Origin of the sequence: Kitasatospora sp. NPDC001539 (assembly GCF_040298565.1) — a bacterium.
Classification (GTDB): domain Bacteria; phylum Actinomycetota; class Actinomycetes; order Streptomycetales; family Streptomycetaceae; genus Kitasatospora.
Map to the genome: position 1 here is coordinate 21,488 of NZ_JBEPAK010000080.1, position 6,000 is coordinate 27,487.

The window sequence follows — 6,000 nt, forward strand, 5'->3', positions numbered from 1 at the left end:
GCGTGACGGGTACACGTCCGGAAGACGGTACCGCACCGGCGGGGGTGGCGTGAACGGGCCGCTGTGCGGTGGGGGTGCGGGCGCCGGTGGGAGTGCGGGCGACGGCGAGGTACGGGCGGCGGCGCGGGTGCAGGCGGCGGCGAGGTACGGGCGAGGGCAGGGTGCGGGCGAGGGCAGGGTGCGGGCGAGGGCGGGGTGCGGGCGGCAGCGGACCGTCGTCGGCGGCGACAGGGGGCGGCGGGGCACCGCCGCCGACGGCCACCGGGCTCAGTCCGCGAAGAAGGACTTGACCGCGACCAGCGCCCGCTCGTCGCGCAGGACGTCCCCGGGGCGGGTGCCGTTGCCGAGCAGCACGCCGCCCCAGCGCATCCCCATGTACTCGGCGGTGAGCCGTAGCGTGCCGATCAACGGCTCGGCCTTGTCGTCCCCGCCGGCCAGGGCGGTGACGCCCCAGAGGGTGCCGCCCCGCATCCTGGCCTGGAAGTCCAGGCCCGGCACCCGGAGCCAGGCCGACCAGTGGTCGAGGTAGAGCTTGGCGGCAGTGGGCAGCGAGTACCAGTAGAGCGGCGCGACGAACACCAGGTCGGTGGCCGCGAGGGTGGCCTCGAGCAACAGCCGCTCGTGGCCCGCCGGTTCCGGGTAGCCGCCGTCGCCGGTGTGCCGCAGGTCCTGGAAGGGCGGCAGCGGGTGGTCGGCGAGCCGCAGCCACTGCTGCTCCGCACCCGGCGGCAGGCTCGCCTCGGCGGCCAGCCGGGCGAGCTGCTCGGAGTTGCCGCCGACGCGCGCGCTCGCGTCGAGGAACAGGAATCGGCGTGGCGCCTCGGCGCCGGACGGCTGGTCGGCCATCGGATGCTCCCCCGGTCGGGTACTGCGGACGCCGAGTGCGAGCGTCGGGCGCGCGCCCGTTATTCCGTTCGCCCTTGTTCCGGCGGCCCGTTGTTCCGTTCGCCCTTGTGCCGTCGACCTGTTGTTCCGGCGGTCGGCCGGCCGCTGCTTCGTCGGTCGCCCGGCCGCTGCTCCGTCCGCCCGGTGTTCCGCCCGCCCGCTGGTTCCATCGGGCGGCCCCCGGACCCGTCCTCGGAACGCGTCGGGTCAGCCGGGCAGGCCGGCCCGGCGGCGGGCGACCTCGGCGACGGCGGCCCAGTCCTTGTCACCGTCGCCGTGGGCCAGCGCGTCCAGGAACGCGTCCCGCAGGATGCCGCCGAAGGGCAGCGGGACGTTGCGCTCGGCCCCGGCCGTCAGCGCCAGGCCGACGTCCTTCAGGCCCAGCGGGAGCCGGAAACCGGCCGGCTCGTACCGGCGTTCGGCGATCATCGCGCCGTAGCCGGAGTAGGCCGGCCCGGGGAAGAGCGTGCCGGTGAGCATCCCGATCAGGTCGGCGGGCCGCACCCCGTGCGCCTCGGCGAGGCTGCACGCCTCGGCCATCGACTCGATCGCGCAGGCCAGCAGGAAGTTGGCGCTGATCTTGGCGGTGTTGGCCTGCTGCGGGCTGTCACCGAACCGCCAGGTACGCTCGCCCATCGCGGCGAACAGCGGCTCCGCCCGTTCCAGCAGCTCCGGCGCGCCCGCGGCGAGGATGTTGAGCTTTCCCTCCGCGGCGACCGGGGGCCGGCCGAGGACGGGCGCGGCGACGTAGCCGATGCCGTGCTCGGCGTGCAGCGCCGCGGCGCGCTCGGCGAGGGCCAGCGAGACGCTGGCCATGTTGACGTGCAGGGTCGCGTGCGCGCCCGCCAGCAGCTCGGGGTCGAGCAGCAGCTGCTCCACCGCCTCGTCGTTGGCCAGCATGGAGACCACCGTGTCGGCGGCGAAGACCTCCGCGAGCGTGCCCGCGGCCTGCGCGCCCTGGGCCGCCAGCTCGGCCACCGGCCCGGGCGAGCGGTTCCAGACCCGTACGGTGTGGCCGGCCCGCAGCAGACTGCCGGCCATGCCCCGCCCCATCGCGCCCAGCCCCACGAAGCCGACCGTCGTCGCCCCGGTCATCCGCGCACTCCCGTCGCCGTTGCCGCCCGTTCGGGGCGGCCCGTCCGTAGCAGCCGTTCCCGGCAGCCCGTTCGTGGCCGACTGTACGTCAGCGGCGGTGCGGCCCCGGGGCAGGCGGAACCGGTGCCGTCAGGCGCAGATACGGGCCCGCCGGTGGCTGCGGCTGGCGGCGGCGCTGCGCTCCAGCTCGGTCACCACGCGGTGACGCAGCAGCTCGTACTGGGCCTGGAGCCGGCCGGGACGGGCCGGGCGGGCGACCGGACGGCCGGGACCGACCAGCTCGGCCGGCCCGAACTGCTCACGGGTGAGGTCGATCTCGAAGCCGCTGGCGAAGCGGTTCCACCAGTGGAGATCCGTCCGGACCCCGTCGACGTGCACCTCGCCCATCATCAGCTCGCCACCGAGCAGGTCGTTCACCACCAGCGACGTCACTCCGCACTGGCCGCGGGCGGGATTGTCCGGACGCCAGTGGGCCAGGTCCTCGGGCGCACAGGTGTCGACACCCCAGGAGGAGCGGATCGCACGTTCGATGTCGTTGAGGGTCCACGCCGTCATAGCGGGAAGCCTGCCACGCGGCACTGACAACGACACCGGCTTTTCGAAGGGTCACCGTCTGTTCTGCGACGACCCTCCCGGCGTTCACCCGAACGGGGACATTCGCGACGGCTCATCCGAAATGCGAACATCCGGCCGGTCGGCCACGGGGGCGGGCCGACCGGCCGGCGGCGTCGCCCGGGCCGTCAGTGGCCCGGGTCGGTGGGTCGCAGACCGGCGCCGGCGCCCGTCACTTGGCCAGGGCGGCGACGCCGGCCTGCGCGAACTGCTCGTCCAGGTCGCCGCTGGGCGCGCCCGCGACGCCGATCCCGGCCACCGGAGCGCCCTTGGCCTGCACCGGAGCAGCTCCGGCCAGGAACAAGGTGCCCGGGATGTCCTTCAGGTTCGGAGCCTGGGCGAGGCGCTTGGCCAGCTCCGAGGTCGGGGCGTTCCAGGAGACCGCCGTGAAGGCCTTGCGCTCGGCCGACTCCGGGGCCTGCGGACCGGCACCGTCCCCCTTGAGCAGGACCCGGGTGACGCCGTCGCGGTCGACCACGGCGACCGCGACGTGCTGGCCCGCCCTGGTCGCCGCGTCCAGGGCCGCCTGGGCGGCGCGGGTGGCGGCGTCGATGGTCAGACCGGTGGACTGGACCAGGTTGCCGTCCCGGGTGTCGGCCTTGGCGGCGGCCGGTGCCGCCGGGGTCCCGGTGGTCTCGGCGCTGGCCGAGACGGCGCCCACGCCTGCGGCGGCGAGCGCGGCGGCGGCGACGGTGCCGGTCAGCACCCGGGTGCGGACGGAGGTCTTGGAGGTCTTCTTCATGGTCCAGCTCCTCGACGGTTCTGCGGGATCTGCGGGCCGTGCGGCGGAGATCGGACCGCGCGGCGGATCAGGGGCCGGGCGGCAGGCACTGCCCGCCTCGGCACTGCTTCGATCCTCCGGCCGGGCGCGGCAGCGCGGCATCGACGTTCCGGCGCGGCCGTCCGGGCAGGACGGGGGACGGTGCCGTCAACCGATCGGCTGATGCGGGACCGGGCCGGACGGGTCACCATCGAGGGATCGAGATATCGGCGCGGGTCGGTGCGCCGCGCGCCGCGCCCCACCCACCGCGCCGCGCCGGCCCACCACGCCCCCACCGCGCCCCGCCCACCGGGCCTCCCCCGCCCCCTCTACCGCGCACCCTCAGGAGTCGTCCGTGCCGCAGCCCCGTCCGTCCGCGGGCCCGCCCGTCACCGGCCGGGACGCGGGGGGCTCCGCCGGTGACCCGGACGCGGGCCGGCTGGCGCTGCTGCTGGACTCCGCCTTCCTGCTCCTGCTCGCCGCCTCGCTCAACCGCTACCTCTCCCACCACGCCGGAAGCCCGTGGATCCCGTGGGTGATCGGGCTGAGCGCCGCGCTGGCCGTCGCCCAGCCGGCCGCCTCCTGGTCCGACCACCGCCGACCGCCCGTACCGGGCCGCCCGCGCCGGTGGCCGCTCGTCCTGGTGGTCGCTCTCTGGGTGGTGCTGGTGCTGCTCGCGCCGAGCTTCGCCTGGTGCGCCGTGCCGCTGATCTACACCGCCCTGCGGGCGCTGCCCGCGCGGGCGGCGATCCCGCTGGTGGGGGCGTTGACGCTGCTGGTGGTGATCGCCCAGGTCCGGCTGCCCGGCGGGGCGGACGCCACGCTCGTCCTGCTGCCGCCGGCCGTGGCCGCGCTGGCCACCGGCGTCTTCCTGTTCATGGCCCGGCAGGCCGCCCGGCAGCGGGCGCTGATCGCCGACCTGGTCCGCACCCGGCGCGAACTCGCCGCCACCGAGCGCCGCGAGGGCACGCTCGCCGAGCGCGAACGGCTGGCGATGGAGATCCACGACACCCTGGCGCAGGGTCTGTCCAGCCAGCAGATGCTGCTGCAGGCCGCCGAGCGCACCTGGGACGCCGACCCGGCGACCGCCCGTACCCATGTGCGCACCGCCGCCGAGGTGGCCGGTCGGAACCTGGCCGAGGCGCGCCGCTTCGTCCACGGCCTCGCGCCGGCCGAACTGGCCGACGGCCGCTCCCTCGACCGGGCGCTGCGGGCGCTGGCCGAGCGGGAGTCCGCCGAGAGCGGGCTGCCGGTCCGCTTCCACCTGGACGGCGTCCCGGTACCGCTGCCCGCAGCCGCACAGTCCGCGCTGCTGCGGATCGCCCAGGGCGCGCTGGCCAACGTCCGCGAGCACGCCGGGGCCTCGACGGCGGCGATCACGCTGTCCTTCCTGGGCGACCAGGCGGTGCTGGACGTCGCCGACGACGGCCGCGGCTTCGACCCCGCCGCGGCCGGTCCTGGCGGTGGCCGGGGGTACGGCCTGCCGGCCATGCGGGCCCGACTGCGGCAGCTGGGTGGCAGGCTGACCGTGGAGAGCGCCCCCGGCGAGGGCACCGTCGTCTCCGCCGCGATCCCCCTGGAGCACCGATGAACGCGACCCCTGTCCGGCTGCTGGTCTGCGACGACCACGCGGTGGTGCGGGCCGGGCTGCTGGCGCTGCTCGCCAGCGCGGGCGACATCGACGTGGTCGGCGAGGCGAGCACCGGGGAGGAGGCCGTCGCGCTCTCCGCGAAGCTGGCGCCGCAGGTCGTGCTGATGGACCTCCAGCTCGGCGGGGGCATCGACGGCGTGGAGGCCACCCGGCGGATCACCGCCGCCCCGGGCGGGCCGCACGTCCTGGTGCTCACCACCTACGACACCGACGCCGACATCACCCGGGCGATCGCCGCGGGCGCCACCGGCTACCTGCTGAAGGCGGAACGGCCGGAGGAGCTGTTCGCCGCCGTCCACGCGGCCGCCCGCGGCCGGACGGTGCTCTCGCCGCCGGTCGCCTCCCGGGTGATGGCGCAGATGCGGGCACCCGCGCCGCAGCTCACCGAGCGGGAGCAGGACATCCTGGAGCAGCTGGCGCACGGCCTGGGCAACCGGGAGATCGCCCGGGCCCTGTTCATCAGCGAGGCGACGGTGAAGACCCATCTGGGGCGGATCTACGACAAGTTGGGTGTGGAGACCCGGTCCGGGGCAGTGGCCGTGGCCAAGGAGCGGCGACTTCTGCGCTGAGCGGTTCACCCTCGACTGCGCTAAGCACTCGCGCGGTGTCACTGGGTGCTGCCATGATTCTCGGAATGTCGGATTCCCGGCGACGCACCCGCACCGCGGGGTCGCCGTCCGGAACGGGCGCCGCACCGGGCAGGCCGCTCCGCCGGGCCGACGAACTGCCCGGTGAAGCAAGTGTGGCGGTGGTTCGAGAACCGTCGCCGTGGTTGTGGATTTTTCGTGGATCCGACTATTGACAAACCAACCACGCGGTTTGTTAGCGTGAGACCACGACGTCCCCGGGGGAGGGGGCTCGCCGGGGTCCGTGCGGACCGCTCTCGCCGGAGAGCGCGACCAGGGGGGAAGCGGCGGGACTGCCGGGGAGTCGGGGGGAGCGGCAGCGCCGAAGCCGCCTGACGAGGCGGCGTGGAGCGGGTCCCCCCGGACCCGCT

General features: G+C 75.6%; 6 protein-coding genes. 2 read left to right on the forward strand and 4 right to left on the reverse strand.

What is annotated here, in order from left to right; translation table 11 throughout:
- Positions 1–267 precede the first annotated feature (267 nt).
- From ABT247_RS15185 to ABT247_RS15200, 4 genes are all read right to left on the reverse strand, one after another.
- Positions 268–846, reverse strand: a complete 579-nt coding sequence (locus ABT247_RS15185) for a flavodoxin family protein (protein WP_350742834.1) — start codon at positions 844–846, stop codon at positions 268–270.
- 246 nt (positions 847–1,092) lie between these two features.
- Positions 1,093–1,980, reverse strand: a complete 888-nt coding sequence (locus ABT247_RS15190) for an NAD(P)-dependent oxidoreductase (RefSeq protein ID WP_350742836.1) — start codon at positions 1,978–1,980, stop codon at positions 1,093–1,095.
- Positions 1,981–2,109: 129 nt separating this feature from the next.
- On the reverse strand, positions 2,110–2,535 hold the full coding sequence (locus ABT247_RS15195; RefSeq protein ID WP_350742838.1) for a YunG family protein: 426 nt from the start codon (positions 2,533–2,535) through the stop codon (positions 2,110–2,112).
- Between the two features lie 229 nt (positions 2,536–2,764).
- Entirely contained in the window at positions 2,765–3,334 is a 570-nt protein-coding gene (locus tag ABT247_RS15200; RefSeq protein WP_350742840.1) for a GlcG/HbpS family heme-binding protein, read from the reverse strand.
- Between the two features lie 373 nt (positions 3,335–3,707).
- On the opposite strand from ABT247_RS15200, the gene ABT247_RS15205 reads away from it, so the two are divergent.
- Positions 3,708–4,943: a sensor histidine kinase gene (locus ABT247_RS15205; RefSeq protein ID WP_350742842.1), complete on the forward strand. Its 1,236-nt coding sequence runs from the start codon at positions 3,708–3,710 to the stop codon at positions 4,941–4,943.
- The gene (locus ABT247_RS15210) at positions 4,940–5,572 is read left to right on the forward strand and encodes a response regulator (protein ID WP_350742844.1); all 633 of its coding nucleotides are present in this window, start codon (positions 4,940–4,942) and stop codon (positions 5,570–5,572) included. The genes ABT247_RS15205 and ABT247_RS15210 overlap by 4 nt, the downstream gene beginning before the upstream one ends.
- Positions 5,573–6,000 lie beyond the last annotated feature (428 nt).